This window comes from Coriobacteriia bacterium, from assembly GCA_014859305.1.
GTDB lineage: Bacteria > Actinomycetota > Coriobacteriia > Anaerosomatales > Kmv31 > Kmv31.
Genome location: JACUUM010000004.1, coordinates 1 through 25,542 on the forward strand (window position 1 = coordinate 1; position 25,542 = coordinate 25,542).

At 71.3% G+C, this 25,542-nt stretch carries 24 protein-coding genes and 1 tRNA gene; 24 read left to right on the forward strand and 1 reads right to left on the reverse strand.

From position 1 onward, the window contains the following. Positions 1–7: 7 nt before the first annotated feature. The 7 genes from IBX62_01225 (at position 8) to IBX62_01255 (ending at position 5,399) form a co-directional block, all read left to right on the forward strand. Positions 8–1,075 carry a glucose-1-phosphate thymidylyltransferase gene (locus IBX62_01225; GenBank protein MBE0475712.1) on the forward strand — a complete coding sequence of 356 codons (1,068 nt, stop codon included), beginning with the start codon at positions 8–10 and terminating at the stop codon, positions 1,073–1,075. A gap of 9 nt (positions 1,076–1,084) precedes the next feature. Continuing rightward, positions 1,085–1,540: a dTDP-4-dehydrorhamnose 3,5-epimerase family protein gene (locus IBX62_01230; protein ID MBE0475713.1), complete on the forward strand. Its 456-nt coding sequence runs from the start codon at positions 1,085–1,087 to the stop codon at positions 1,538–1,540. Beyond that, a complete protein-coding gene (gene rfbB / locus IBX62_01235) occupies positions 1,537–2,559 on the forward strand; it encodes a dTDP-glucose 4,6-dehydratase (GenBank protein MBE0475714.1) in 1,023 nt (340 codons plus the stop codon). Before IBX62_01230 ends, rfbB begins: the two co-directional genes overlap by 4 nt. Next, entirely contained in the window at positions 2,552–3,409 is an 858-nt protein-coding gene (gene rfbD, locus IBX62_01240; protein ID MBE0475715.1) for a dTDP-4-dehydrorhamnose reductase, read from the forward strand. Before rfbB ends, rfbD begins: the two co-directional genes overlap by 8 nt. A gap of 64 nt (positions 3,410–3,473) precedes the next feature. After that, entirely contained in the window at positions 3,474–4,454 is a 981-nt protein-coding gene (galE, locus tag IBX62_01245; GenBank protein MBE0475716.1) for a UDP-glucose 4-epimerase GalE, read from the forward strand. Between the two features lie 107 nt (positions 4,455–4,561). Then, positions 4,562–4,636 (forward strand) — tRNA-Val (locus IBX62_01250). A gap of 538 nt (positions 4,637–5,174) precedes the next feature. After that, positions 5,175–5,399, forward strand: a complete 225-nt coding sequence (locus tag IBX62_01255; GenBank protein ID MBE0475717.1) for a DUF2905 family protein — start codon at positions 5,175–5,177, stop codon at positions 5,397–5,399. A 42-nt stretch (positions 5,400–5,441) separates the two neighbouring features. Here the strand turns inward: IBX62_01255 and IBX62_01260 are convergent, their stop codons facing one another. Next, entirely contained in the window at positions 5,442–6,794 is a 1,353-nt protein-coding gene (locus IBX62_01260; protein MBE0475718.1) for an NAD(P)/FAD-dependent oxidoreductase, read from the reverse strand. A gap of 30 nt (positions 6,795–6,824) precedes the next feature. Between IBX62_01260 and IBX62_01265 the strand changes: the two genes are divergently transcribed. From IBX62_01265 to IBX62_01345, 17 genes are all read left to right on the forward strand, one after another. Then, positions 6,825–8,891 (forward strand): ABC-F family ATP-binding cassette domain-containing protein, encoded by a 2,067-nt coding sequence (locus IBX62_01265; protein MBE0475719.1) that lies wholly within the window; start codon positions 6,825–6,827, stop codon positions 8,889–8,891. Positions 8,892–9,094: 203 nt separating this feature from the next. Continuing rightward, entirely contained in the window at positions 9,095–9,460 is a 366-nt protein-coding gene (locus IBX62_01270; protein ID MBE0475720.1) for an NADH-quinone oxidoreductase subunit A, read from the forward strand. Beyond that, entirely contained in the window at positions 9,430–10,068 is a 639-nt protein-coding gene (locus IBX62_01275) for an NADH-quinone oxidoreductase subunit B (protein ID MBE0475721.1), read from the forward strand. Before IBX62_01270 ends, IBX62_01275 begins: the two co-directional genes overlap by 31 nt. Further along, entirely contained in the window at positions 10,065–10,526 is a 462-nt protein-coding gene (locus tag IBX62_01280; GenBank protein ID MBE0475722.1) for an NADH-quinone oxidoreductase subunit C, read from the forward strand. The genes IBX62_01275 and IBX62_01280 overlap by 4 nt, the downstream gene beginning before the upstream one ends. Positions 10,527–10,534: 8 nt before the next feature. After that, the gene (locus IBX62_01285; protein MBE0475723.1) at positions 10,535–11,683 is read left to right on the forward strand and encodes an NADH-quinone oxidoreductase subunit D; all 1,149 of its coding nucleotides are present in this window, start codon (positions 10,535–10,537) and stop codon (positions 11,681–11,683) included. Next, positions 11,680–12,651: an NADH-quinone oxidoreductase subunit NuoH gene (gene nuoH / locus IBX62_01290; GenBank protein MBE0475724.1), complete on the forward strand. Its 972-nt coding sequence runs from the start codon at positions 11,680–11,682 to the stop codon at positions 12,649–12,651. The genes IBX62_01285 and nuoH overlap by 4 nt, the downstream gene beginning before the upstream one ends. 11 nt (positions 12,652–12,662) lie before the next feature. Further along, the gene (locus IBX62_01295; protein ID MBE0475725.1) at positions 12,663–14,741 is read left to right on the forward strand and encodes an FAD-dependent oxidoreductase; all 2,079 of its coding nucleotides are present in this window, start codon (positions 12,663–12,665) and stop codon (positions 14,739–14,741) included. Next, the gene (locus IBX62_01300) at positions 14,738–15,235 is read left to right on the forward strand and encodes an NADH-quinone oxidoreductase subunit J (GenBank protein MBE0475726.1); all 498 of its coding nucleotides are present in this window, start codon (positions 14,738–14,740) and stop codon (positions 15,233–15,235) included. Before IBX62_01295 ends, IBX62_01300 begins: the two co-directional genes overlap by 4 nt. After that, entirely contained in the window at positions 15,232–15,543 is a 312-nt protein-coding gene (nuoK, locus tag IBX62_01305; protein MBE0475727.1) for an NADH-quinone oxidoreductase subunit NuoK, read from the forward strand. The genes IBX62_01300 and nuoK overlap by 4 nt, the downstream gene beginning before the upstream one ends. 1 nt (position 15,544) lies before the next feature. Continuing rightward, the gene (gene nuoL, locus IBX62_01310) at positions 15,545–17,425 is read left to right on the forward strand and encodes an NADH-quinone oxidoreductase subunit L (protein MBE0475728.1); all 1,881 of its coding nucleotides are present in this window, start codon (positions 15,545–15,547) and stop codon (positions 17,423–17,425) included. 4 nt (positions 17,426–17,429) lie between these two features. Continuing rightward, positions 17,430–18,881: an NADH-quinone oxidoreductase subunit M gene (locus IBX62_01315; GenBank protein MBE0475729.1), complete on the forward strand. Its 1,452-nt coding sequence runs from the start codon at positions 17,430–17,432 to the stop codon at positions 18,879–18,881. Next, positions 18,878–20,347, forward strand: coding sequence for an NADH-quinone oxidoreductase subunit N (locus tag IBX62_01320; protein MBE0475730.1), 1,470 nt, complete (start codon positions 18,878–18,880; stop codon positions 20,345–20,347). Before IBX62_01315 ends, IBX62_01320 begins: the two co-directional genes overlap by 4 nt. Before the next feature lie 290 nt (positions 20,348–20,637). Beyond that, positions 20,638–20,895 (forward strand): hypothetical protein, encoded by a 258-nt coding sequence (locus IBX62_01325; protein MBE0475731.1) that lies wholly within the window; start codon positions 20,638–20,640, stop codon positions 20,893–20,895. Between the two features lie 119 nt (positions 20,896–21,014). Further along, a complete protein-coding gene (locus tag IBX62_01330; GenBank protein MBE0475732.1) occupies positions 21,015–21,299 on the forward strand; it encodes a hypothetical protein in 285 nt (94 codons plus the stop codon). 7 nt (positions 21,300–21,306) lie between these two features. Then, positions 21,307–23,010 (forward strand): Flp pilus assembly complex ATPase component TadA, encoded by a 1,704-nt coding sequence (gene tadA, locus IBX62_01335; GenBank protein ID MBE0475733.1) that lies wholly within the window; start codon positions 21,307–21,309, stop codon positions 23,008–23,010. Then, positions 23,007–24,203, forward strand: coding sequence for a phosphopentomutase (locus tag IBX62_01340; GenBank protein MBE0475734.1), 1,197 nt, complete (start codon positions 23,007–23,009; stop codon positions 24,201–24,203). The genes tadA and IBX62_01340 overlap by 4 nt, the downstream gene beginning before the upstream one ends. A gap of 20 nt (positions 24,204–24,223) precedes the next feature. Continuing rightward, positions 24,224–25,525 (forward strand): thymidine phosphorylase, encoded by a 1,302-nt coding sequence (locus tag IBX62_01345; protein ID MBE0475735.1) that lies wholly within the window; start codon positions 24,224–24,226, stop codon positions 25,523–25,525. Positions 25,526–25,542 lie beyond the last annotated feature (17 nt).

Sequence of the window (25,542 nt, forward strand, 5' to 3'; positions counted from 1 at the left end):
TCCGCCCATGAAGGCGCTCGTGCTGGCAGGAGGTAAGGGGACGCGGCTGCGGCCGATCACGTTCACGCGCGCCAAGCAGCTGGTCCCGGTGGCCAACAAGCCCATCCTCTTCTACGCGATCGAGGCGATCCGTGACGCGGGCATCCGGGAGATAGGCGTGATCGTGGGCGACACGGCCGACGAGGTCAGCGAGGCGCTCGGCGACGGCTCGCGCTGGGGTTGCGAGGTCACCTACATCCCCCAGGAGGCGCCGCTCGGTCTGGCGCACGCCGTGCTCATCTCCGAGGAGTTCATGGGCGGCGAGCCGTTCGTCATGTACCTCGGCGACAACCTCATCAAGGACGGCATCAGGCCGTTCGTGCGCGAGTTCGAGGCGAACGATTGCGACGCGCAGATCCTGCTCGCGCACGTGCCCAACGCGTCGCAGTTCGGCGTCGCCGAGCTCGCCGAGGACGGTTCGGTGCTCCGGCTGGTCGAGAAGCCGGCGGACCCTCCGAGCGACCTTGCGCTCGTCGGCGTGTACCTCTTCAACCCGCACGTCTTCGACGCGGTCAAGGCAATCGGGCCCTCGGTGCGCGGCGAGCTGGAGATCACGGACGCGATCCAGTGGCTGGTGGACAACCGCCTCGTCGTGCGGCCTCACGTGATCGAGGGCTGGTGGAAGGACACCGGCAAGCTCGAGGACATGCTGGAGGCCAATCGCATCATGCTCGACACGATCGAGACGGACATCGAGGGCGAGATCGACGCGTCATCGCAGGTGCATGGGCGGGTGCGGTTCGGAGCCGGCAGCAGGCTGGTGAACTCGACCGTGCGCGGCCCGGCGGTGATCGGCGAGGGCTGTGAGATCGTGGACGCCTACATAGGACCGTACACCTCCGTGCACGACGGCTGCGCCGTGCTCGGCAGCGAGATCGAGCACTCCATCATGATGCCTGGCGCGCGCGTGGAGCACGCCGGGGCCCGGATCTCCGACAGCCTGATGGGCTGCAACGCCGTCGTCCGTCGGACCGACGGGAGACCGGCTGCGTTCCACCTCATGCTCGGGGACAACTCCGAGGTCGAGATCGTCTAGGAGGCGCGCGTGATAGAGGGCGTGAAGGTGAAGGAGCTCAAGGTCATCCCCGACGACCGCGGGATGCTGATGGAGATGTGGCGCTCGGACGACCCGGACTTCGTCCGCTTCGGCCAGGTGTACATGACGATGGTCTACCCGAGGGTGGTCAAAGCGTGGCACTACCACACGAAGCAGACCGACCACTTCGTGTGCGTCTCGGGGATGGCCAAGGTCGCGCTGCACGACCGGCGGGACGGCTCGTCCACCTTCGGCGAGACCGAGACGCACGTCATCGGGTGGCAGCGCCAGCGGCTCCTGATCATCCCGCCGGGCGTCTACCACGGCTTCACGGCGGTGGGCACCGAGGCGGCCTGCATCATCAACATCCCCAGCGAACCCTACGACCACGAGAACCCGGACGAGCACCGGCTGCCCTTCGACGACGAGGTCATCGGGTACGACTGGGGCGTGAGGAACGGATGAGGCTGCTCGTCTGCGGGGGCGCGGGCTTCATCGGCAGCGGCTTCGTGCGCCGGATGCTCGCCAAGCACGCCGACTGGGAGATCGTGACCTTCGACAAGCTCACCTACGCCGGGAACCGAGAGAACCTCACGACGGTGGCCAAGGATCCGCGGCATACGTTCATCCGGGGAGACATCTGCGACCGGAGGGCGGTGGAGGCGGGCGTCCACCGCCGTGGATGCGTGGACGCGATCGTGAACTTCGCGGCCGAGACGCACGTGGACCGTTCGATCGCGGACCCCGAGTCGTTCCTGCGCACCGACATCCTCGGCACGCACACGCTTCTGGAGGTCGTACGGGAGCTGGAGGTCGGCAAGCTCGTGCAGGTGTCCACCGACGAGGTGTACGGCTCGATCGAAAGCGGCAGCTTCTGCGAGGCGGACCGCCTGGCGCCGAGCAGTCCGTACTCGGCAAGCAAGGCCGGCGGCGACCTGCAGGTGCTCGCGTACCACGCCACCTACGGGACTCCCGCCTGCATCACGCGGGGCAGCAACACCTACGGCTCGCACCAATACCCCGAGAAGCTCGTCCCGCTGTTCGTGACCAACGCTCTGGAGGGCAAGCGGCTGCCGATGTACGGCGACGGGTTGAACGTGCGCGACTGGCTGCACGTCGACGATCACTGCGACGGTGTCGAGGCCGCTGCGCTGCGGGGGGAACCCGGCGAGGTCTACAACATCGGCGGCGGCAACGAGTGCACGAACCGCGAGATCGCCTCCATCATCCTCGACGAGCTCGGGCTTTCCGAGGACATCATCGAGCGCGTAGCGGACCGCCCGGGCCACGACCGCCGCTACTCGATCGCCTGCGACAAGGCGCGGGAAGCGCTCGAGTGGGAGCCGGCGGTGGAGTTCGAGGCGGGCCTGCGCGAGACGATCCGGTGGTACCGCGACAACCAGGCGTGGTGGCGCCCGATCAAGCACGCAGCCGGCGAGTTCGCGGCCTGGGAGAAGCGCTGGTATGGGAGCCGGAGTGCCTGAGGAGGCCCCCGGCCGCGTGCTCGTGGCCGGTGCGGGCGGCAGCCTCGGGCGGGCGGTGACACGACTGCTGGGCGGGCGCGCGGTTCCGTTGACACACGCCGAGCTCGAAGTGGGGGACACCCTCGCCGTGGCTCTCGCGTTCGCCGAAGCGCGTCCCTCACTCGTCGTGAACTGCGTCGCCGCGACCGACGTCGACCGCTGTGAGACCGACGCGGCGTACCGCGAGGCCGGCAACGTCGTCGGCCCCGCGAACCTCGCCCGCGCTGCCGCCGAGGCGGGCTGCGGGCTCGTGCACGTCTCGACCGACTTCGTGTTCGACGGCGAGAAGGGCGCGGCCTACACCGAGGAGGACGAGCCGCGGCCGCTGAACGCCTACGGGGAGTCCAAGCTCGCCGGCGAGCGCGAGGTGCTCGCGTCCGGTGCTGAGGTCCTGGTGGTGCGCTCCTCGTGGGTCTACGGCGACGGGCGCTCCGGCTTCCCGGCGAAGGTGCTGGCCTGGAGCGAGGAGAGCGATCGCCTTCGGGTGGCCGCCGACCGGTGGGGGAGCCCGACGTTCGCCGAGGACCTCGCGACCGGTCTGCTCGGGTTATGGGAGGCGGGAGGACGCGGCCTCTTCCACCTGGCCGGCGAGGGGTGCGCTTCGCGCTTCGACCTCGCGACAGCGACGCTGGGGGCGGCGGGCCGGGGCACGGAGGCGGAGCCCGCCGGCGCGGGCGAGTTCCCGCTGCGGGCCGCGCGCCCTCGCGCGACGTGCCTCGACTGCTCGCGGGCGGCCGCCCACGGGGTGCGGCTGCCTGAGTGGCGCGACGGGCTGATGCGCTGGGCGGCGAAGCGCGACGCTTTGCGATAACCTGCCGTTGCGGCGGCCTTACCGGCACGCACGGCCACGTCCCGGCACACGAAGGGGAGGTCTCATGCGCATCCTGGTGACCGGCGGCGCGGGCTACGTCGGATCGATCTCGACACGCGTCCTGCTGGACGCCGGGCACGACGTCGTGGTTCTGGACACGCTCGAGAACGGGCACGAGCGCGCCGTCGATCCTCGGGCGACCTTCGTCGCAGGCGACGTCGGCGACCCCGCCGCCCTCGCCGAGGCGATGCCGGACGTGGAGGCGATCCTTCACTGCGCGGGCTACATCGACGTCGCCGAGTCGGCCGAGCGCCCGTGGCACTACATCGAGAACAACGCGCTCAAGCCCTCGGTGATGCTCGAGGAGATGGTCCGCCGGGGCATCGGCTCGATCGTCTTCTCCTCCACCGCCGCCGTCTACGGCGAGCCCGCCTCGCTCCCCATATCGGAGGGCGCCCCGACGTACCCCATCAACGTCTACGGCGCTTCCAAGCTGCTCTTCGAGCGCGCCCTCGACGGCTTCGAGGACCTCGGCATCCGATCGGTGCGTCTGCGCTACTTCAACGTTGCCGGCGCGTGGCCGGACGGTTCCCTGGGTGAGGCGCACGTGCCCGAGACCCACATCGTCCCGAGGATCCTCGGCGCCATGCAGAGCGGGGAGCGCGGCTTCGAGGTCTTCGGCGGGGACTACCGCACCTCGGACGGCACCTGCATCCGCGACTACATCCACGTGATCGACCTCGCCGAGGCGCACCGCCTGGCGCTGGAACGACTGGCGAAGCACGAGGGAGGCGGCGTCTTCAACCTCGGCAGCGGCACCGGGTACAGCAACCTCGAGGTCGTGCGGACGTGCGCCGAGGTGACCGGGGTGGACGTGGACGTCACGACCGGTCCTCGGCGGGCGGGAGACCCCGCCGTGCTCGTCGCCTCGACCGAACGGGTCGAGCGCGAGCTGGGGTGGAGACCGGACAGCGGTCTCGAGCAGATGATCCGCGACGCGTGGCGCTGGCACGAGAGCCACCCCGAGGGCTACGGCGACCGCTAGCGAGCACCGCCGGTGGCGGTGTACGGATGGGGTGCTGACAGGCGGGGGCATCCCCGGTACAATACCCTTCGCCGCTTCCCGGGCTCGAGCCGGGAGGCAGGCGCCACGGGCGATTGGCTCAGGGGGAGAGCGCTTCCTTCACACGGAAGAGGTCACTGGTTCAAATCCAGTATCGCCCACCATGGATGACAGAACGCCCCTTCTCGACTTCTCCGAAGGAAGTCGAGAAGGGGCGTCTTCAGCCGGTAGGCCACTACGTCGCCGTCCCGCAGCTCGGCGTTCCTCCCTGCGTCCGGCTTGCGCTGCGATCACCGGGCGCCCGGGCTGACTGCGCTCTCGCCCTCCGGGGGAATACGCGTCGCACGGCACCTTAACGTGAAGGGGACGATTCCCGTGGCCCTTGCCCCCTGGAACGAGTCGTGCGCAACGGGCGATCCACTTCGACGGGCAGCATCGAAGACTGCTCGCCCTGGTCGACGGACTGAGAGGACCAAACCTCAGTGCATCGGACGAGCAAGCCCTGCGCGCGCTTCGTCGTCGAGCTGACGGGGCGCCACCGCCACCTGGTGCCAACCAAGCCGTTCGAAGCGGTCCAGCATCGCCGCACCACGCAGACTCAGAAGGCTCCGAAGCGGACGGCTCCGGGGCCTTTCGCTATGCTTGGCTCGGTCGGCGAGGGGATGTCGCCGGCTCGGTCCGATGGCCGACGGGGAGGCGCGGTTGGACCTTCAGTCGATCGGCAAGATCCTCGTGGCGTTCGCGGTCGTGCTCGCGCTCGCCGGGGCGCTGCTCTGGGTCGGCGGCCTGCTCGGGCTCGGCAGACTCCCCGGTGACTTGCGCTTCGGCGACGACCGCTGGAGCTGCTATATCCCGATCGCGACGACCCTCATCCTGAGCGTGATCCTGACGCTCCTTCTGAACCTGCTGTTCCGGCTCTTCCGTTGACGGGGGCCGAGCGGCGACGGTGCGGGTCCCGAGCAGCGACCCTCAAGCCCACGCGGCCCAGTTGAGCGCCTCGCAGAAGGCGGGGTGTACGCCGAGGGTGGCGCGCATGTCCTCGGCCGTGGCGCGCACCCGGACCGCCAGCGCCAGCGCCCACACGAGCTCAGGCGCGGCGACGCCGGCCACGTGCGCCCCGACGAGGCGGCCGTCGTCGGCGGCGAAGAGCAGCTTGACGAAGCCGGTGCGTTCGTCGTCGATGATAGCCGCGCCCAGCGGCTCGAACGGCTGGCGTCCGACGCGCACGGCGAGGCCGCGAGCCGCGGCCGCCTCCTCGGTGAGGCCCACCTGGCCGATGGGCGGATGCGTGAACGTGACCTGCGGGACGACCGCGTCGTGGGGCAGGGGCCCACCGCCGACGATCGAGCGCGCCGCGAGGCGTCCGTCGTACGAGGCGAGCGGGGTCAGCATGAGGTCGCCGCGAGCGTCCCCCGCGAAGAACACGCGCGGGTTCGAGACGCTTCGGAGCGCCTCGTCGAGCACCGGCCTCCCGCGCTCGTCCGTCTCGACGCCTCCGGTGGCGAGGTCGAGCTCGGAGAGCGCCGGGCGGCGTCCCGCTGCCATCAGCACCCGCTGCGAGCCTATCGAGCTCTTCTCCCGCGGGGTCTCGTAGTAGGTGCGCAGGGCACCCGGCTCGCCCTCGATCGCGCTCACGCGCGCGCCCGTGACGAATCGCGCGCCTGTCGCTGCCATGCGCTTCGTGACGACCCCCGCGGCCTCGGCGTCGGCATGCTCCAGCACGCGCACGCCGTCCGTGACGACGGAGACCTCGGTGCCGAACAGCGCGTACGCCGAGGCGAACTCCATCCCGACGTAGCCCCCGCCGATCACCAGCAGGCTCTCCGGCGGCTCGGGGTAGTGCAGCACGTCGTCCGAGACGTCGGCTAGCTCGGCCCCCGGGATGCCGAGGACGACCGGCTCCGAGCCGGCGGCCACCACCACGTGGTCCGGCGCCAGGACGCTGCCGCCGACCTCGAGGGTCTCAGGGGAGAGGAAGCGGGCGGGCGCGTCGACGCGCTCGATGCCGCGTGCCGCCAGCAGCGCCTCCTGGTCGCCCGCGTAGGTCTCCTGCGCGTGCCACTTCCAGGCGAGCACGCCCTGCCAGTCCAGCGCCGGCTCGCCGGGCAGCACGCCGAACTGCTCGGCGGAGCGGGTCAGCCTAAGCACGTCGGCAGAGCGGTAGAGGGCCTTCTTCGGGACGCAGCCCCGCCAGAGACACAATCCGCCGAGCTTACCGGGCTCGGCCACGGTGACGCGGAAGTCCGCGTCCGCAAGGATGCGAGCCGCCGCGGTCCCCGCGCTCCCGCCGCCCACGACCAGCACGGAGCCGCGGACCGCCACTGGCACCCCCTCTGCTAGACTCACCCTGCCGTGATTATCACCGCCGAAAACCTGGCGAAAACGTTCGGGCACCGCACGCTGTTCGCGCGCGCCTGCCTGCGCGTCGGTGCCCGTGACCGGGTCGCGCTCGTCGGCCCCAACGGCGCGGGGAAGACGACCCTGCTCGAGATCCTCGCCGGCGAGCAGTCCGCCGACGAGGGCGCGGTCACGCGCGCCAAGGACGCGATCGTCGGCTACCTGCGCCAGGAGGCGATCGAGCTCGGCGGGGAGACCGTGCTGGCCGAGGCGCTCTCCGCGCGCTCCCATGTGGCCACGCTGGAGCACAGACTGCGGCTCTTGGAGGAGGAGATCGCGCAGGTGTCGACGGCCGCCGACGACGCGCCCGACGGGGACCGCGTCGGGCTGGAGCGCCTGCTCGCCGGGTACGGGCGTCTGCGCGAGCGGTTCGAGCACCTCGGCGGATACTCGCTCGAGGCCGAGGCGAGGGCCGTGCTGGGAGGCATGGGTTTCCGGGAGGCCGACCTCGGTCGCGCTCCGCAGGAGCTCTCGGGGGGCTGGCAGATGCGCCTCGCCATGTCCAAGCTGCTGCTCGCCGCGCCCGACGTGCTGCTGCTCGACGAGCCGACGAACCACCTCGACCTCGAGACCGTGACGTGGCTGGAGGGCTTCCTGCGCTCCTACGACGGCGCGGTCGTCCTGGTGAGCCACGACCGGGCGTTCATGGACGGCCTGGTCGACCGCGTGGCCGAGATCGAGGCAGGCACCCTCACGCTCTATCACGGCGACTACTCCGCCTACGAGCGCCAGCGCGAGCTGGCGGCCGAGCGGCTGCGGGGGGCTCGGGCGAACCAGCAGCGCAGGGTCGCCGAGACGGAGCGGTTCATCGAGCGCTTCCGCTACAAGAGCACCAAGGCCCGTCAGGTCCAGAGCCGCGTGAGAGCGCTCGAGAAGCTCGAGCGTATCGAGCTGCCCGAGGCGCGCAAGCGCGTGCGGTTCGCCTTCCCCCAGCCGGTGCGCACCGGCGAGGAGGTCGTGCGCCTGCATGACGTGCGGAAGGCCTACGGCGACAACGTGGTCTACGAGCGGCTCGACATGTCGCTGTACCGCGGCGACAAGGTCGCGCTCGTCGGGCCCAACGGTGCGGGTAAGTCCACGCTGCTCAAGCTGATCGCCGGCGAGGTCGAGCCCGACGCCGGCGAGGTGCGCCTCGGCCCCAAGGTCTCGCGCGCCTACTTCGCTCAGCACCAGCTGGAGGCGCTCGACAGGGCCAAGACGGTGCTCGCCGAGCTGTACCTGTCGGCCCCGGAGCTCACCCAGCCCGAGGCGCGCAAGCTGCTGGGCGCCTTCCTGTTCAGCGGCGACGACGTCGACAAGAGGGTCGCCGTGCTCTCCGGCGGCGAGAGGGCCCGCCTGGCGCTGGCGAAGATGCTGGTCCGGCCGGCGCCGCTGATGTGCCTGGACGAACCGACGAACCACCTCGACATCTCCTCCGTGGGGATGCTCGAGGACGCGCTGGAAGGGTTCGCCGGCACGCTCGTGCTCATCACCCACGACAGGCACCTGATCCGTGCGGTCTCGAACCGCATCGTGGAGGTGCGGCCGGGCGGCAGGGTCGCCGTCTTCGAGGGTGACTACGACTACTACCTCTGCAAGCGTGCCGAGCGCGACGCGTCGGCGGGGACCGACCGGGCGGCCGAGGGGATGCGGCCGGAGGGAGCCTCCGCAGGCCCCGCGGGGGCCGAAGCCGGCGACCGGGGGTCGCGCCCCCCGACGGCCCCCGGAAGCGGCCCCAAGTCCCGCGAGCGCAAGCGAGCCGAGGCCGAGGAGCGGAACCGCGCCTACCGCGCCACCCGCGAGCTCAAGGAGCGCTTCCGGGTGGTGGAGGAGGAGCTGGCGGCCTCGCAGGCGCGGCACGAGGAGTTGCTGGCGCTCCTGGGCGAACCGTCGCTGTACCAGGACAAGGACGGATTCTTCGGGATCGCGGAGGAGTTCAACGCCGTGAAGGCGCGCATCGCCGGACTCGAGAGCGAGTGGCTGGACCTGACCGAGCGGGTCGAGGGCGGGGGAGCTGAAGGAACGCCCCAAGGAACAATGTAACAATGTTTACAATCGTCGTCCTCAATGGCTAGAATCGCGGAGGGGCGCTTCCGCCGGCACGGGGCGCGTTCCGCCGAACCAGGTGAGGTGACGTCCCGTACCCACGGCATCCTACCTGTTCGGAAACGGCATCTTGGCTTGTAACATGCTGTTACAAGGAGTCGTCGGGGGCGTCCCGGCCAAGGACGGGGTAAGGAGCGCGAATGCAGGCAGCGGCACCGCAGGACGTGATGCTGGTACTCGGCCTGGCCTTCGCCGCGGTCGCGTTCATCCTGGTGGTGCTCGGTCTCAACGCCGTTCTGGCGCCGCGCCGACCGACCCCCGAGAAGGTCGAGCCCTACGAGTGCGGCATGCCGCAAGCGGGTGGGCCATGGGGGCCCGTGAACGTCCGATTCAGCACCATCGCGCTGCTGTTCGTCCTCTTCGACGCCGAGGCCATCCTGCTGTTCGCCGTCGCGCCGCGGCTGCGCGGCTCGGCGGTCGGACTGCTCGAGGTCGGCGCCTTCGCCGCGCTCCTGGCGTTCGGGCTGTTCTACGCGTGGCGGAAGGGGGCGCTGCAGTGGCGATAGTGGACGGGCTCGGCAAGGCCCTGGAGCGCATCCCCGGCGGGGGCGTCATCCTGACCTCGCTGGACGCCGTGCTGGACTGGTCCCGGGGGCACTCGTTGTGGGCGATGCCCATGGGGACGGCGTGCTGCGCGATGGAACTCATCGCGGCGTCGTTCTCCAAGTTCGACTTCGACCGTCACGGCACGTTCCCCAGGCCGGACCCACGGCACGTAGACGTCATGGTGGTGGCGGGGACCGTCACGCGCAAGATGGCGCCGGCGATAAAGAGGCTCTACGAGCAGATGGCCGAACCCAAGTGGGTGGTCGCCATGGGCAACTGCGCCGTCTCCGGCGGCATCTTCTACTACGACTCCTACTCGGTGGTGCGCGGCGTGGACGAGTTCCTGCCGGTCGACGTCTACATCGCGGGGTGCCCGCCGCGGCCGGAGGCCCTGCAGGACGCGATCCTTCGGCTGCGCGAGAAGGTCGCCACCGAGTCGATCTCGGAGGGGCGCCGCTACGAGCGCAGACTGCTGCTGCCCACTCCCGCCACTCGTCACGACCAGGAGACGCCTGCTGCCGCGTCAGCAGCGGGCGAGCGTGACGGAGGGGAAGGCGAGGTCGCGTGAACATCGAAGAGCTGCGCGAGCACCTCTGCGCGACCCATCCGGACCTGTGCCCGCTGTTCTCGACAGAGTTCGGGGACGGGGTGCTCGGCGTCGAGCGCGGCGAGCTGCACGACGCCGCTTCCGACCTCCGCGACCTGGGCTTCGACCGCCTGGGGATGGTCACGGCGGTGGACCGCGGCGAGACCTTCGAGCTCGTCTACCGCCTGCAGTCGCGCTCGATGAGCGCCGGCATGTTCCTGAAGTGCGAGGTCCCCCGCTCGGAGCCGCGGGTCCGCTCGCTGACCGACCTGTGGCCGGCCGCCGATTGGCAGGAGCGCGAGACGTACGACCTCTTCGGCATCGAGTTCGAGGGCCATCCGGACCTGCGGCGCATCCTCCTGCCGCCGGAGTGGGAGGGCCACCCCTTGCGCAAGGACTACACCGATGACCGCATCGTCCCCCGGCCCGACTTCATCTGAGGTATCCGATGGCTCTGGACATCCATAGCTCCTGCCCAGCGGTGGACGACGAGGGACGCGCCGTCACCGAGCTCGTCGTCAACGTCGGCCCGTCGCACCCCTCCACCCACGGGGTCTGCCGTGTCATCGCGCACCTCGACGGCGAGGTGATCACCAAGGCCGAGACGGTCATCGGCTACCTGCACCGCGGCATCGAGAAGATGACCGAGAACCGCACGTACCTCCAGGTCGTGCCGCTGACGGACCGGTTGGACTACGTCGGATCGATGTACGCGAACTGGGCCTACTGCCGCGCCGTCGAACGACTGGCGGGCATCGCGCTGCCCGAGCGCGCCGAGTACCTTCGCGTCATCACATGCGAGCTGCAGCGCATCGCCAGCCACATGATGGCGATGGGCTCTGCGGCGGCCGACGCGGGCGCCTTCACGATGTTCCTGTACGCGTTCAACCAGCGCGACTTCGTCGTGGACCTCTTCGAGCGCCTCTGCGGGGCCCGCCTCACCTACAACTACGTGCGGCCCGGCGGCGTGAGCTTCGATGTCCCTGACGACGGCTGGCTGGACGACGTGCGGGCCTTCTGCGCCCAGCATCGCGGCGCGGTGGCGGAGATGGACAAGCTCTTCTTCGGCAACGTGATCACGCGCGGGCGCCTGAAGGGGATCGGCGTGCTCTCCGCCGAGGACGCGGTCGCATGGGGGGCTTCCGGTCCGGTCGCTCGCGGCAGCGGTGTCGACTGGGACCTGCGGCGCGACGACACCTACTCGGTCTACCCGCGTTTCGACTTCGAGGTGCCGCTGGGCAGCAACGGAGACGCGTACGACCGCAACCGCGTGCGGCTCTTCGAGTGCTACGAGTCCGTGAGCATCGTCGAGCAGGCCCTCGAGCAGATGGAGCCCGGGCGGGTGCGTGCCGAGGGGCTGCCGAGGCTGCTGAGGCCCAGGCCCGGCGACGCCTACGACCACATCGAGTCCGCCCGAGGCTCCCTGGGCGTGTACCTCGTGTCGGACGGCTCGCCCAAGCCCTACCGCATGAAGGTGCGCTCCCCCGCGTTCTGCAACCTGGCTCTGCTCGAGAAGCTCGCGGTCGGCCACATGATGTCCGACCTGGTGGTCATCCTCGGCTCGCTCGACCCGGTGTTCGGGGAGGTGGACCGGTGAGCTTGACGGGCTTCCTCGGAGGGGCAGTATGGGGACTCGCCGCCGGCGTCGCGGTGGCGGTGGCGACCGTCCTCGGCGTGTGGGGCGAGCGCAAGGTCTCCGCCCGGATACAGCGGCGGTACGGACCGCAGGAGGCCGGGCCGTTCGGGCTGCTGCAGCTCCCGTACGACTTCGTGAAGCTGCTGACCAAGGAGGACGTGCTGCCCAGGCAGGCCTCGCCCGGCGTGTTCCGGATGGCGCCGCTGCTGGTCACCACACCCATCCTCATGTCGCTGGTCGTCGTGCCGCTGGCGATGACGAGCGGGAACGAGGGCTGGGCGCCCGTGGACAGCTCGGTGGGCATGCTGTTCTTCCTCGCCGTGCCGTCGATCGCGGTGCTGGGGGTGCTGCTGGGCGGCTGGTCCTCGCGTAACACCTATGCCACCCTGGGCGGGCTCAGGGCCGCGGCGCAGATGATCTCGTACGAGCTCCCGCGCTCGCTGGCGGTGCTGAGCATCGTGCTGCTGGCCGGCTCGCTGAGGCCGCTGGCGGTGCTGAGCGAGTGGCGAGTGTGGTGGCTGCCGCTGACGTTCATCGGCTTCGTCGTGTTCTTCATCGCTTCGCTGGCCGAGCTCAACCGCGGACCGTTCGACCTGCCGGAAGCGGAGTCCGAGCTCGTGGCGGGCTACTTCGCCGACTACTCCGGGATGCGGTGGGCGCTGTTCATGATGGCCGAGTACGGCGGGGCGCTGGCCACGTCGCTCTTCGCCGCGGTCGTGTTCTTCGGCGGAGGCTGGCCGCTCACCGGGGCCGCCGGCGTGGCCGTGCTCATCGTCAAGGCCGTCGTCTTGACGGTAGCGATGATGTGGGTCAAGTGGACGTTCCCGAGGATGCGCCCCGATCAGCTGATGACCACCGCCTGGAAGGTGCTGACGCCCCTGGCGCTGGTGCAGCTCCTCATCGTCGGGGTGGTGATCCCATGGCTCTAGAGGAGACCGAGGTGGGAGGCGCACCCGAGCCGAAGGGCGAGACGGCGCCGGCCAAGGCCGTCCAGCCGCGGTTGACGGTCACGGACGGGGACGGGCGCGGCGTCGGCGCGTTCGTCGCCGCCTGGCGCTCGCTCGCGACCGGCCTGGGCATCACCGCCCGGCACGCGTTCCGCAGACCGCTGACTGTACGCTACCCCGCCGAGAAGGTGGACCTGTCGCCTCGCTGGCGTGGCGCGCTGTCGCTGCGCGGGGCGCTGGGCGCGGACGAGATACCGCTGTTCTCCGTGCTCCCCACGGAGCACAACGCGGCGGTGGACGCCGCGTATCGGGCCGACCGCCTGCCCCCCTGCGTGGGCAACTGCCCCGCCAACGTCGATGTCCGAGGACAGAACTACCACCTCGCCGAGGGCCGCGCGGCCGAGGCCTACGAGCTCGTGCGACAGCGCAACATCCTCCCCGGCGTGCTCGGGCGCATCTGCCATCACCCCTGCGAGACCGCATGCCGGCGCAACTACTACGACGAGCCCGTCGCCGTGCGCCCGCTGCACCGGATCGCCTACGAGGGCTACGTGGACGTGCGAGAGGAGCGCGTGGCGCCGCTGCCGGTCACGCGGCCGCAGTCCGTCGCCGTCGTCGGTTCGGGACCGTCCGCCCTGGCCGCCGCGTACGACCTGATGACGCTCGGCTACAAGGTCACGATGTTCGAGAAGGAGGACACGCCCGGCGGGGCCCTGAACTCCGGCGTGCCGAGCTACCGCCTCCCGCGGGAGATCCTTCACGGCGAGATCGAGGACTTCGTCCGCATGGGCCTGGACCTGCGCTGCGGGATCGAGATAGGGCGCGACGTGCCGCTGGAGCACCTGATCGGCGAGTACGACGTCGTGCTCATCGCCGCCGGCCTGCAGGTGAGCCGCCTGCTGCCCATCCCGGGCGCGGACGCCGAGGGCGTGCGCGGCGCGCTGGAGTTCCTCAAGGCCGCGAACTGGAGGGGCGAGGCGGGGGTGCGCGGGAAGCGCGTGCTCGTGATCGGCGGCGGCAACGTGGCCGTCGACGTGGCCCGCTGCGCCCTGCGCGTCGGCGCCACCGAGGTCCGCCTGTCCTGCCTGGAGGGCGAGACCGAGATGCCCTGCCATCCCTGGGAGATAGAGGAGGCGCTGGACGAGGGCGTGATCGCGATGTGCGGCCAGGGCCCTCAGGAGGTGCTGACCGGCGAGGGCGGCAAGGTCCGCGGCATGAAGCTCAGGCAGTGCCTGTCCGTGTTCGACGAGACGGGACGCTTCGCTCCCCAGTTCGGCGACGTGTACACGGAGGTGGAGACGGACATCGTGGTCTTCTCGATCGGCCAGGGTTCCGACCTCAAGGGCGTGGTCACGGGCACCGACCTGGAGCTGGACGAGCGCGGCAACCTGCCCGTGGACGGCGCGGTGTTCACGACGGCGGTGCCGGGCGTGTTCGCCTGTGGCGAGGTCGTCACCGGCCCCGGCAGTTGCATCGGGTCGATCGCGACAGGGCACGAGGCGGCCACGTCCATCCACCGCTACCTCTCCGGCCAGAGCGTCTCCGAGGGGAGGGTGGCCCGGCCCGTGCCGCGCTACGACAAGTACGAGGCCGCCGTCCTCGACGGCGTCGAGGAGACTCGCCGCCGGGTGGAGATACCGATGGCGCCGGCCGAGGAGCGCGCGCGCGACTTCCGGCAGGTGGAGCTCGGCTTCACGCACCTCGAGGGGTTGATGGAGGCCGCGCGCTGCCTGCGCTGTCAGTCCGAGGTCTGCGTCGGTTGCCAGTTCTGCGCGCGCACGTGCCCCGACTACGCGATCCGCGTCGAGCGGGTCGACGACCCGGGCCAGCGATGCCTGACCCGCTACGAGCTCGATCTCACCAAGTGCTGCTTCTGCGGTCTGTGCGCCGAGCAGTGTCCGACCGACGCGCTCACCCACACCGGGCAGTACGAGCTGTCCTTCTACCACCGCGACATGATGCTCTTCGACAAGGGTGAGATGCGGCGCCCGCGCACGGGGACGCGCGCGACCGGTGCCGACGGCGGTGCGGACGCGCCTTGCCCGCCGGTGGCCGAGGAGGGAGCGCTGTGAGCACGCTCGTGGGACAGACGCTCTTCTGGGGCCTGGCAGCGGTGGCGCTGACCGGCGCGGCGACGGTCGTGCTCACCCGGGACGTGATGCGGCTCGTGCTCGGCCTGGGCGCCTTCCTGCTCGCCGTGGCGGGGTACTTCCTGCTGTACGGCGCCGCGTTCCTCGCCGTCGCGCAGGTCTTCCTCTACGTGGGGGGCGTGCTCGTGCTCGTGCTGTTCGCGATCATGCTGCTGCACCGCACCGAGAAGGGCACCCCGGACCTGGACAACCGGCACGACGTCGGTTCCGCGATGGTCGCCGTCGCACTCTTCGTCCTGCTGGTCACGTCGCTGCAGGGTTCGCTCCCGTCGGGGGCGGCCGCCGCGGGGGCCGGGATCGAGGCGGTGGGCGACCGGCTGCTCGGCGCCCTGTTGCCGCACTTCGAGCTCGTCGGCGCCTTGCTGCTCGCGGCACTCGTGGCGGTGCTCTCTATCGTCGGAGGTGAGCGGCGGTGAACGTGCTCGTCGTATGTGCCGCGCTGTTCTGCCTGGGGCTCTACGGCGTGCTCGTGAGGCGCGACGTGATCGGCGTGCTCGCCAGCGTCGAGGTCATGCTGGGCGCGGCCAGCGTGCAGCTGATCGCGTCGGCGATGACGGCCGCCTCCTCGGTGGCCGGTCCCGATCCCGCCACCGCCGAGGCCCTGGGCCTGCTCGTGCTGGTGCTCGCCGCGGCCGAAGCCGCGGTGGGCCTCGCGCTGCTCGTCAGCGTCGTGAAGCGGACCGGCAGGGGCCGCGTGGACGAACTCGTCGAGGTGGAGGGGTAGGATGCGGCTTCTTCTCGACGCTCCCTGGCTGGCCGCGGCAGTGCCCGTGGCGCTCGCCGCTATCGTCGCCGCCGGAGGGTCGCGCCTTGCTCCGGTGACGAGGTGGGTGGCGGCTCTCGGTCCGCTGGCCGTGCTCCTCACCGGACTCGCGCACATAGCCGGACGCGGCGAAGGAGAGGCGGCGTCGCCGTTCGTCGGCGGGCTCACCGCATCGGCGTCCGTCCCGTGGATCGAGATCGGGGGGCGTTCGCTGGACGTGGGCTACGCCGTGGACGGCCTCACCTCGATCATGCTGGTCGTCGTGGGCTTCGTGGCGCTCATGGTCATGGTCTTCTCCGTGGGATACATGGCCGGCGATCGGGGATTGGCGCGCTACTACGCCGTCCTGTCGCTGTTCACCGCTTCGATGACCGGCCTGGTGCTGGCCGACGGGCTCGTCGGGCTCTTCATCGCGTGGGAGCTCGTGGGCGTGTGCAGCTACCTGCTCATCGGCTTCTGGTTCGAGAAGCCCACCGCGGCGGCCGCGGCGATGAAGGCGTTCCTCGTGACCCGGGTCGGCGACGTGGGCCTGTTCGTAGCGCTCGCGCTGCTCTGGGGCCACACCGGTGAGACCGGCTACACCCACGTGATGGCCGCGCTGCCCGACCTCGCACCATGGGCGCTCACCGCGGCTGCGCTGCTGCTGTTCGTGGGGGCCGCGGGCAAGTCGGCGCAGTTCCCGCTGCACATCTGGCTGCCCGACGCGATGGCCGGCCCCACGCCGGTCTCCGCGCTCATCCACGCCGCCACGATGGTCGCCGCGGGCGTCTTCCTGGTCGCGCGGACGTGGCCGCTGTTCGAGGCGTCCTCCGCCGCTCTGACGGTGATCCTCGGGATCGGGGCGTTCACCGCGCTCGCCTCGGCTACCATCGCCCTGGGACAGCACGACATCAAGAAGGTGCTGGCGTACTCGACGATCAGCCAGCTCGGCTTCATGTTCGCCGCGCTGGGCGCCGGCGTGTGGCGTGCCGCGATGTTCCACCTGGTCACGCATGCCGCCTTCAAGGCGCTGCTCTTCCTCGGGTCGGGGTCGGTCATCCACGGGACCGACTCGCAGGACATGCGCGAGATGGGCGGGCTGGCGCGCAGGATGCCCTTCACGGCGGTCACGTGGGTCATCGGCGCCGCGGCGCTGGCCGGCCTCCCGCCCCTGTCAGGATTCTTCAGCAAGGACGAGGTCGTCCACGGCGTGCTGGGCGCGTCGACGGCCGCCGGCGCGGCGTTGCTCGTCGCCGCCGCCTTCACGGCCTTCTACATCACCCGGGCCACGGTGCTCACGTTCTTCGGGGAGTACCGGGGCAACGGTCATCCGCACGAGAGCGGCCCGGTGATGTGGCTGCCGCTCGTGGCGCTGGCCGTGCCCGCCGCGGTCCTGGGCGCCGGAGCCGGCGGGGTGGCGGAGCTGCTCGGAGGTCACGAGGAGGCGATATCGCTCCCCGTCGCGGCGGCCTCGGTGGCGGTGGCGCTCACCGGCATCGCCGCGGGCTCGATGCTGTACCGCCGAGGGCCGGAGGCGGACGATCTCTTGGAGGCCCGCCTGGGTACCGCGTGGAGCGCGGCGCGGAACGCCTACGGCGTGGACGCGGCCGTGGGGCGGTTCGTCGTGGAACCGGTGCTCGGCCTCTCCCGCATGACGTACGCCGTGCTCGACCGCCTGACGTTCGACGGCATCGCGGAGGGTTCGGCATCGGTCGCGCGCTCCGTCGGCCGCGGACTCGCGCGGCTCCAGAGCGGCGACGGGCAATGGTACGCCGCGCTCATGGGCGCGGGGGTCATCGCGCTCATCGCGCTGACGACCGCCGGGAGCGCGCTGGAGACGCTCCTCGGATGGATCGGGAGGTGAGGCCGTGCTGAGCGCAGTCGTTCTCGTACCGCTCGCCGGCGCGGTCCTCGTGGCGCTGGCCGGCAGGGGTTCCGCCGGCCTGGCGCGCGTGCTCGCACTGGCGTCGTCGCTGGCCGCGATGGCGGTCACGGGCGTCGCGCTGGCGGGCATGTCCGGCGCGCAGGGCCTCGTGGAGCGGCTGCCGGCCGGAGGCGAGGGCGCGACCTGGTGGGTGCTCTCGCTGGACGGCCTGGCAGCGCCGCTGGTCGCGCTGACGGCCTTCCTCGGCGTGATCTCGATCCTCGCGTCGTGGCGGATCGAGCGCTCGCCCGCGGCCCACCTCGCGCTGCTGCTCGCCCTGCAAGCGGCGGTGGCCGGCGTCTTCCTCGCCGCGCACGTCCTGCTCTTCTACGTGTTCTGGGAGGCCGTGCTGATCCCGATGTACTTCCTGATCGGGCTTTGGGGACACGAGGACCGGCGCCACGCCGCCATGAAGTTCTTCATCTACACCTTCGCCGGCAGCGCGCTGATGCTCGTCGGACTGATGATGGTCGCGTTCTCCTCGGCGAGCCTGGAGTTCGTCCCGGGCTTCGGGCTGACGGCCGGAGGCATGGCCGACGAGATGCGTGCCACCGTGTTCTGGCTGCTCGCGGCGGGCTTCCTCGTGAAGATCCCGGTGATGGGACTCCATACGTGGCTCCCTGACGCCCACGTCGAGGCGCCTACCGCCGGCTCGATCATGCTCGCGGGCGTGCTGCTGAAGATGGGCGGGTACGGGATGATCCGCCTCGCGATGCCCGTGGCGGGCGAGGCCTTCGCCTCGGCACAGCCGGTGCTCGTGGCGCTGGGGATCGGGGGGATCATCTACGGGGCGCTCGTCGCGCTGGCGCAGAGCGACCTGAAGCGGCTCGTCGCCTACTCTTCCGTCTCGCACATGGGCTTCGTCGTGCTCGCGCTCGGCGTGGGGACGCCTCTCGCGCTGGGCGCGGCGATGCTCGTCATGGTCAGCCACGGGCTCGTGGCCGGCATGCTCTTCCTCCTGGTGGGTCTGCTGTACGACCGCACGCACACCCGGGAGATGGACCGCTTCGGCGGGCTCGGGCGAACCCTTCCCGGCTGGGCGACAGCCTTCACGTTCGCGGCGCTCGCCAGCCTGGGCCTGCCGGGCCTCTCAGGGTTCCCGGGAGAGCTCGTCACGGTGCTCGAGACCTTCGGCTCGATCGGCTGGTGGGCGGCCGTCGCCGCCGCGGGCGTCGTTCTGGCGGCCGCATACAACCTCGTCGCGGTCCGCCGCGTCAACCACGGGCCCGTCGCACAGGAATGGGCGGGCACCTCGGACCTGCGGGCGGGGGAGTGGGCCGCCGTCGCGCCGCTCGCGGCGGGGATCGTGGCGCTCGGGGTCTGGCCCGCCCTGGTCGTGGATGCCGCTGGGCCCGTGGTTCGGGCCCTGGCGGCGACGATCGGGGGTGGCTCGTGAGCGACTGGATGGTCCTGCTGCCCACCGGGCTGGTCCTGGCGGGCGCCGTCCTGGGTCTGACGCTGGACGCCGGGGAGCGCCGGCGCGCCGCCCTGGTCGTGATCGCGGCCGGCCTCGCCGCCGGCGCGACGGCGGCCTTCGTCCTGGCCGCCCGCGACACCGCGGTGCTGGGCTTCGACGCGTTCGGGTTCGTGCCGGCGCTATGGATGATCGCGGGGCTGGTCCACGCCCTGGCCGCTGTGGCCGTCCTGGGGGGCTACCGCGCGCTCAGCGCGGCGCCCAACGGGGGGCAGATGGCCGCCCTCGCGGCTCTGTCCGCGGCCGCCGCGGGCCTCCTGCCCGGCGTCGTCGACATAGTCGCGCTCGTCATACTGCTCGAGGCGGTCGCGCTCACCGGCTACGCGCTCGTGGCGGGCGCGCGCGGCCGGCGCTCCGACGAGGCCGCCATGAAGTACTTCATCCAGGGGGCGGTCGCCACGGGGCTGCTGGTCTACGCGCTGGCCGTGCTGTACGGGACGCTGGGCAGCGGGCTGTCGTTGCCGGACATCGCGCGCGCGGTCGGCCCGGGCGACCGGGCGGCGCTCACCGCGTTCGCGCTCCTGCTCGCGGCCTTCGCGTTCAAGTTGGGCGCGTTCCCGTTCCACTCCTGGGCCCCCGACGCGTACGAGACCGCCCCGCCTTCGATGGCCTCGTTCCTGGCGAGCGGTCCGAAGCTCGCCGTGCTCGCGATCGCGTTCATCATGTTCCCGGTGGTCTTCTCCGGGGAACCGTTCGACGGGCCGGCGCTGTGGATGCTGGGGGCGCTCGCCGTGGCGTCGATCGTCTTCGGGAACCTGGGGGGGCTGAAGCAGACGTCGTACGCGCGGATGCTCGCGTACTCCGGCATCGCGCAGGTGGGCTACGCGCTCGTCGGGCTCACCGTGATGCACCTCGTGGGGTTGCCGAACTCGGTCCCGGTGTACCTGCTCGGCTCGATGTACGCGGTCGCGGCCGCCGGCGCCTTCCTCGCGGCCCAGGCGTTCAGGGCGTCGGACCCCGCTTGGGACGGGACGATCGCCGGCCTGGCCGGCGCCGGCAAGCGCCGTCCGCTTCTGGCCGCCGCGGTCACGGTGTGCCTGCTCTCCCTCACGGGGATCCCGCTCACCGGCGGTTTCTGGGGCAAGTTCCTCGTCTTCGGGGGTGCCGTGACGACGGGCACGGCCTGGCTGGCCGTCGTCGGCGTCTTGGGGTCCGTCGTCTCGTTCGGGTACTACGGCGGCGCCATCCGCGCGATGTACCTCGACGAGCCGCGCGTCCCCCCCGTGCCCGCCGCCGGGGCGGGCGAGGCCACCGCCGAGGGTGCTGTCGCGGACAGGACGGCCGAGGCGGCCGTGGTGGCGGTGGCTCTCGTCGTGGTCGCCGCAGGCGTGCTGCCGCTGTTCGACGGGCTGCGCTTCTTCACGCGATTCCTCGCGCTGCCGTTCTAGCGTCGCCGCGCTTCGGCATCGGACCCGGGATCCGCCCCGAGAAAAGGGCGAGCCCCAAGGCCGGCACCTTGAGGCTCAGGGGTAAGGGGGCTGCCGAAGCAGCTCTCTACGGGTCATTCTAATACCCGCTCATTCGGGAAAGCAAGTGACTTGTGAAGCTTTTCTCTTCGATATGAACGATCCTGCGCCCCATCCCTCAAGCGAGCTCCCCGCGAAGCGTGAGGCATCTCACAGTAGGCCGACGACCGGCGGTCAAGCGGCCTTCCGGCACTGCCGATAGAACCCCTGACATGATCATCTCGAACAGGCAGGCCCGCCTCGCGGCGAAGTACCTGCGGACGTCAGATCCAAGGGGCCGAGAGAGGGCCGAGCAGCCATCGCCCGCCGACGACGAACTGGTCGAGCGGCTGCGCCGAGAGCTGACAGAGCTCCCCGAGACGCGTGAGGACCGAGTGCGCCGGGGACGGGCCCTGCTGGACATGATGCCCTCGGCTGCCGACGTGGCCCGCAAGATACTCTCGCGCATCGTCTCGGACTCGCTGCGCTGAGGGCGTCTGCCGCGAGCCGACTCCCGCGACCGTCAGACCGACACGGACCGCCGCCGCTTCTGGCGCGAGTGCCCAGGTAGCGGCATAATCCGCTCATAGGCGCATCGACGGAGGGACGAATGGCCGGCAGACCCGTCCGCACGCTCATCACGGTCGTCATGGACATCCTCGTGGTGGTCGCCGTGGCCCTCACGATCCACCTCGTCGTGGGGTTCTTCGGCACGATCGCCCAGCAAGAGTGGGCACGCGCCCTCCTCGGCCTGACGAGATGGCTGGTGCTGCCGCTGGGGTTGGAACCCGTTGAGACGCCCTACGGCGGGGTGTTCGACGTGGACGCGACCGTCTCCATCGTCGCCGTGCTCATCGGCGAGTGGGTGCTGTCGATCGTGCGAAGGCAGGCGTGACCCGCCGATGAGCGTCCGCGGCAGGCGCGAGCGGGAGGACGCCGGGGACCGCGCGCACGGCCGGGAGCGCCTGGGGGAGCTGCTGGTGCGCTCCGGCGTGGTGACCGCCGTGGCCCTCGAGGACGCGCTGGACGTGCAGCGCCGCGAGGGCGGGAAGCTCGGGGCCGTGCTGGTGCGCCTGGGCATGACCACCGAGGAGCGCATCGCCGAGACGCTCGCGCGCCAGAAGGGGCTCGAGCACGTCGACCTGAGCGTGCGGAGGATCGACCGCGCCGCCGCGAGCCTTCTGCCCGAACGGCTGGCCCGACGTCACGGGATCATCCCGATCGGCATGGAGGACGGGAGGCTCGTGCTGGCGATGGCCGACCCGCTCGACATCGCCTCGATAGACGACACGGAGCTGCGCACGGGCCACAAGGTCCGGCCGGTCGTGGCGACAGCGAGCCAGATCCGGCGCGCCGTCGACCGGTTCCTCACCTCCAACGACGTCTTCCTCGCCGCGGAGGACGAGCCTGCCGCGCCGCCGCCCGAGGACGAGGTCGCGGCAGGCGAGGACGTGCCCATCGTCAGGCTGGTCAACCAGCTCATCCGCGACGCGGTACGGGAGGGCGCGACGGACATACACGTGGAGCCGATGGAGCGCTCCGTGCGGATCCGCTACCGCGTCGACGGCGTGATGCACGAGGTCACTCAGCTGCCCTCCTCGGCGCGTCCCGGCGTCACCAGCAGGTTGAAGATCATGGCCGAGATGGACATCGCGGAGCGCCGTCTGCCCCAGGACGGGCGGATCGGCATCACCCTCGAGGGGCGTCGGGTGGACATGCGGGTGGCGACCCTGCCCACGCCCTACGGCGAGAGCGTCGTGATACGGCTGCTCGACACGGACGGCACAGCGAGGTCGCTGGAGGACCTCGGCATGTCCGCGCAGCAGTTGGACGTGGTCCGGGGGTTCCTCGGCCGGCCGCACGGGGTGGTGCTGCTCACCGGACCGACGGGGTCGGGCAAGACGACCACGCTGTACGCGGCCCTGAACATCCTCAACGTCGCCGAGCGGAAGATCTTCACGGTGGAGGATCCCATCGAGTACCGCATGGAGGGCCTCACGCAGATGGCGGTCCATCCTCGCATCGGGCTGACGTTCGCGGCAGGGCTGCGCACCATCCTGCGCAGCGACCCGGACGTCGTGATGATCGGGGAGATCCGGGACCCGGAGACCGCCGAGATCGCGGTGCGCGCCGGGCTGACGGGCCACCTCGTGCTCTCCTCGCTGCACGCCAACGACGCTCCTTCGGCGCTCACGCGCCTCAACGATATCGGCGTGCCGCCCTACATCACCTCCTCGGCGCTGATCGGGATCGTCGCGCAGCGGCTGGCGCGCAAGCTGTGCGACGGCTGTAAGGCGCCGGCCCTCTTGGGCGCGGAGGAGCTGACCGCCGTCGGCTTCACGGCCGGCGAGGCGAAGAGGCTCCGGCCGCAGGCGGCAGTGGGGTGCGAGCGGTGCGCCGGCACGGGCTACAAGGGCCGGGTCGGGCTCTTCGAGGTGATGCGGGTGAGCGACGAGCTGCGCCGGGAGTCGCTGCGCGACTCGCCCGCCGAGCGGCTGCGCGAGATCGCGCTGGCAGAGGGCATGCGGAGCCTGCGGCGCGACGCTCTGGACAAGGTGGCCGCGGGCGTGACGAGCATGGAGGAGATGGCGCGGGTGGTCGTGTGACCCGTGCTGCCCGCGCGATCGTGCTCGTGCTGGACAGCGTGGGCGTCGGCGCCCTCCCCGACGCGGCGGACTACGGCGACGAGGGCGCCGACACCCTCGGCAACACGGCGCGCGCGGTGGGCGGCCTGCGCATGCCCAACCTCGGCGCGATGGGGCTGGGTAACCTGAGCGAGGTCCTCGGCGTTCCGCCCGTGCCGGCGCCGATAGGGTCATGGGGGCGCGCGCGGGAGCTCTCCCCGGGCAAGGACACCACCACCGGGCACTGGGAGATGATGGGCGTGACGCTCGAGCGGCCCTTCCCGGTCTACCCGGACGGGTTCCCCGCCGAGGTGATGGAGGAGTTCTCGCGCGTCACCGGCCGGGGCTGGCTGGGCAACGAACCCGCCAGCGGGACCGAGATCATCCAGCGGCTGGGGGACGCCCACGTCGCAAGCGGCGACCCGATCGTGTACACCTCGGCGGACTCGGTCTTCCAGGTCGCGGCCCACGAGGGCGTGATCCCGGTCGAGGAGCTCTACGCGGTCTGCGAGGCGGCCAGGATGATGCTCGTCGGCGAGCACGCGGTGGGGAGGGTGATCGCGCGGCCCTTCGCCGGGCCGGATCCCGAAGGGCGCTATGTGCGCACGCACCGCCGCCGCGACTTCGCGCTGCCGCCGACGGGCCGCACCGCGCTGGACTCGCTGGCCGACGCCGGCGTCCCCGTGCACGGCATCGGAAAGATAGGCGAGATCTTCGCGTGGCGCGGCGTCCGGGAGTCCCCGCACGTCACCGACAACATGGACGCACTGGACAAGACGGTGGAGCGCGTCGCTTCCGAGGAGCCCGGGCTGGTCTTCGCGAACCTCGTCGACTTCGACATGCTGTGGGGCCATCGCAACGACGCGCCGGCCTACGCGGCGGGGCTCGAGGCCGTGGACGCGCGCATCCCGGAGCTGCTCGGCGCGATGGTGCCGGGCGACCTGCTCGTGGTCACGGCGGACCACGGCTGTGACCCGACGACGCCCTCGACCGACCACAGCCGCGAGCATGCGCCGCTGCTGGTCAAGGTGTCCGGCGTGGACGCGGGGGTAGACCTCGGCGTGAGGGAGACCTTCGCCGACGTCGGCGCGACGCTGCTGCACTTCTACGGCTCGAGCGAGAGGCCGGGCGGCGGGCGCTCGTTCCTCGGCGAGACGCTGGCGGCGCGACGGTGATGGGGAAGGGGCGAGCCGGCATGCCGACGATCGAGGAGCTCATCGCGCGGAAGCGGGACGGCGGAGGGCTCTCTGCGGAGGAACTGGACCGGTTGGTGCTGGGCTTCACCGCCGGCGAGGTGCCCGACTACCAGATGGCGGCCTGGCTGATGGCCGCGTGCATCCGGGGGCTGGACGCGGAGGAGACCGTGTGGCTGACGGATGCCATGGTGCGCTCCGGAGAGAGGGTGGACCTGTCCGCGCTGGGGCGGACGGTGCTGGACAAGCACTCCACGGGCGGTGTGGGCGACACCGTCACACTCGTGGTGGCGCCCCTGGTGGCCGCGTGCGGGGGTACCGTGGCGAAGGTGAGCGGACACGGCCTCGGGCACACGGGAGGTACCCTGGACAAGCTCGAGTCGATACCGGGGTTCCGGACGGCGCTGTCCATCGGCGAGTTCGTGCGCCAGGCCGATGAGGTCGGCGTCGCGGTCATCGCCCAGTCGCCCGAGGTCGACCCGGCGGACGGGGCGATGTACGCGTTGCGCGACGTCACCGCCACGGTGCCGTCGATCCCGCTGATCGTCGCCTCGATAGTCAGCAAGAAGGTCGCCGGCGGCGCCGACGCCGTCCTGATCGACGTCAAGTCAGGCAGCGGCGCGTTCGCCAAGACCGGGGACGAGGCTCGAGCGCTCGCGCGGCAGCTCACGAGGGTCGGCGCGGCGCTCGGGCGCTGCATCCGGTGCGTGGTCTCGGACATGGACGAGCCCCTCGGCGCCGCCGTCGGCAACGCGCTCGAGGTCGCCGAGGCGGTCGCGACGATGCGCTCGGCGACCGGCCGGCTCGCCGAGGTATGCGTCGCCATCGCGGGGCGGATGCTCGCGATGGGAGGCGGCGCGCCGACCGCCGCCGCCGGCGAGGCCTTGGCACGTGAGGCGCTGGCCGACGGACGGGCGCTGGAGGCGTTCAGGCGCTGGGTGCGGGCGCAGGGCGGCGACGAGGCCGTTGCCGAGGACCCCGCCGACGTCCTTCCTCGCGCACGCGAGCGCCGCGTGACGGGTGCGCCGCGGTCCGGGTACCTTTCCCGTATGGATGCCGAAGGCGTGGGGCGAGCCGCGGCGGCGCTGGGCGCGGGACGCACGACGAAGGACGCGGCCGTGGACCCCGGGGCCGGCATCGTGCTGCACGCTCGGGTAGGGGAACCGGTATCGCGGGACGACCCGCTGGCGACCTTGCACGCGGCCGGTCCCGCGCTTCTGGACGAGGGGGAGCGGCGCCTGCTCGCCGCCGTGGGCGTCACCGATGACCGGCCGGAACCCAGGGCGCTGCTGACGGACGTGTAGACCCCCTCCGAGGAGGA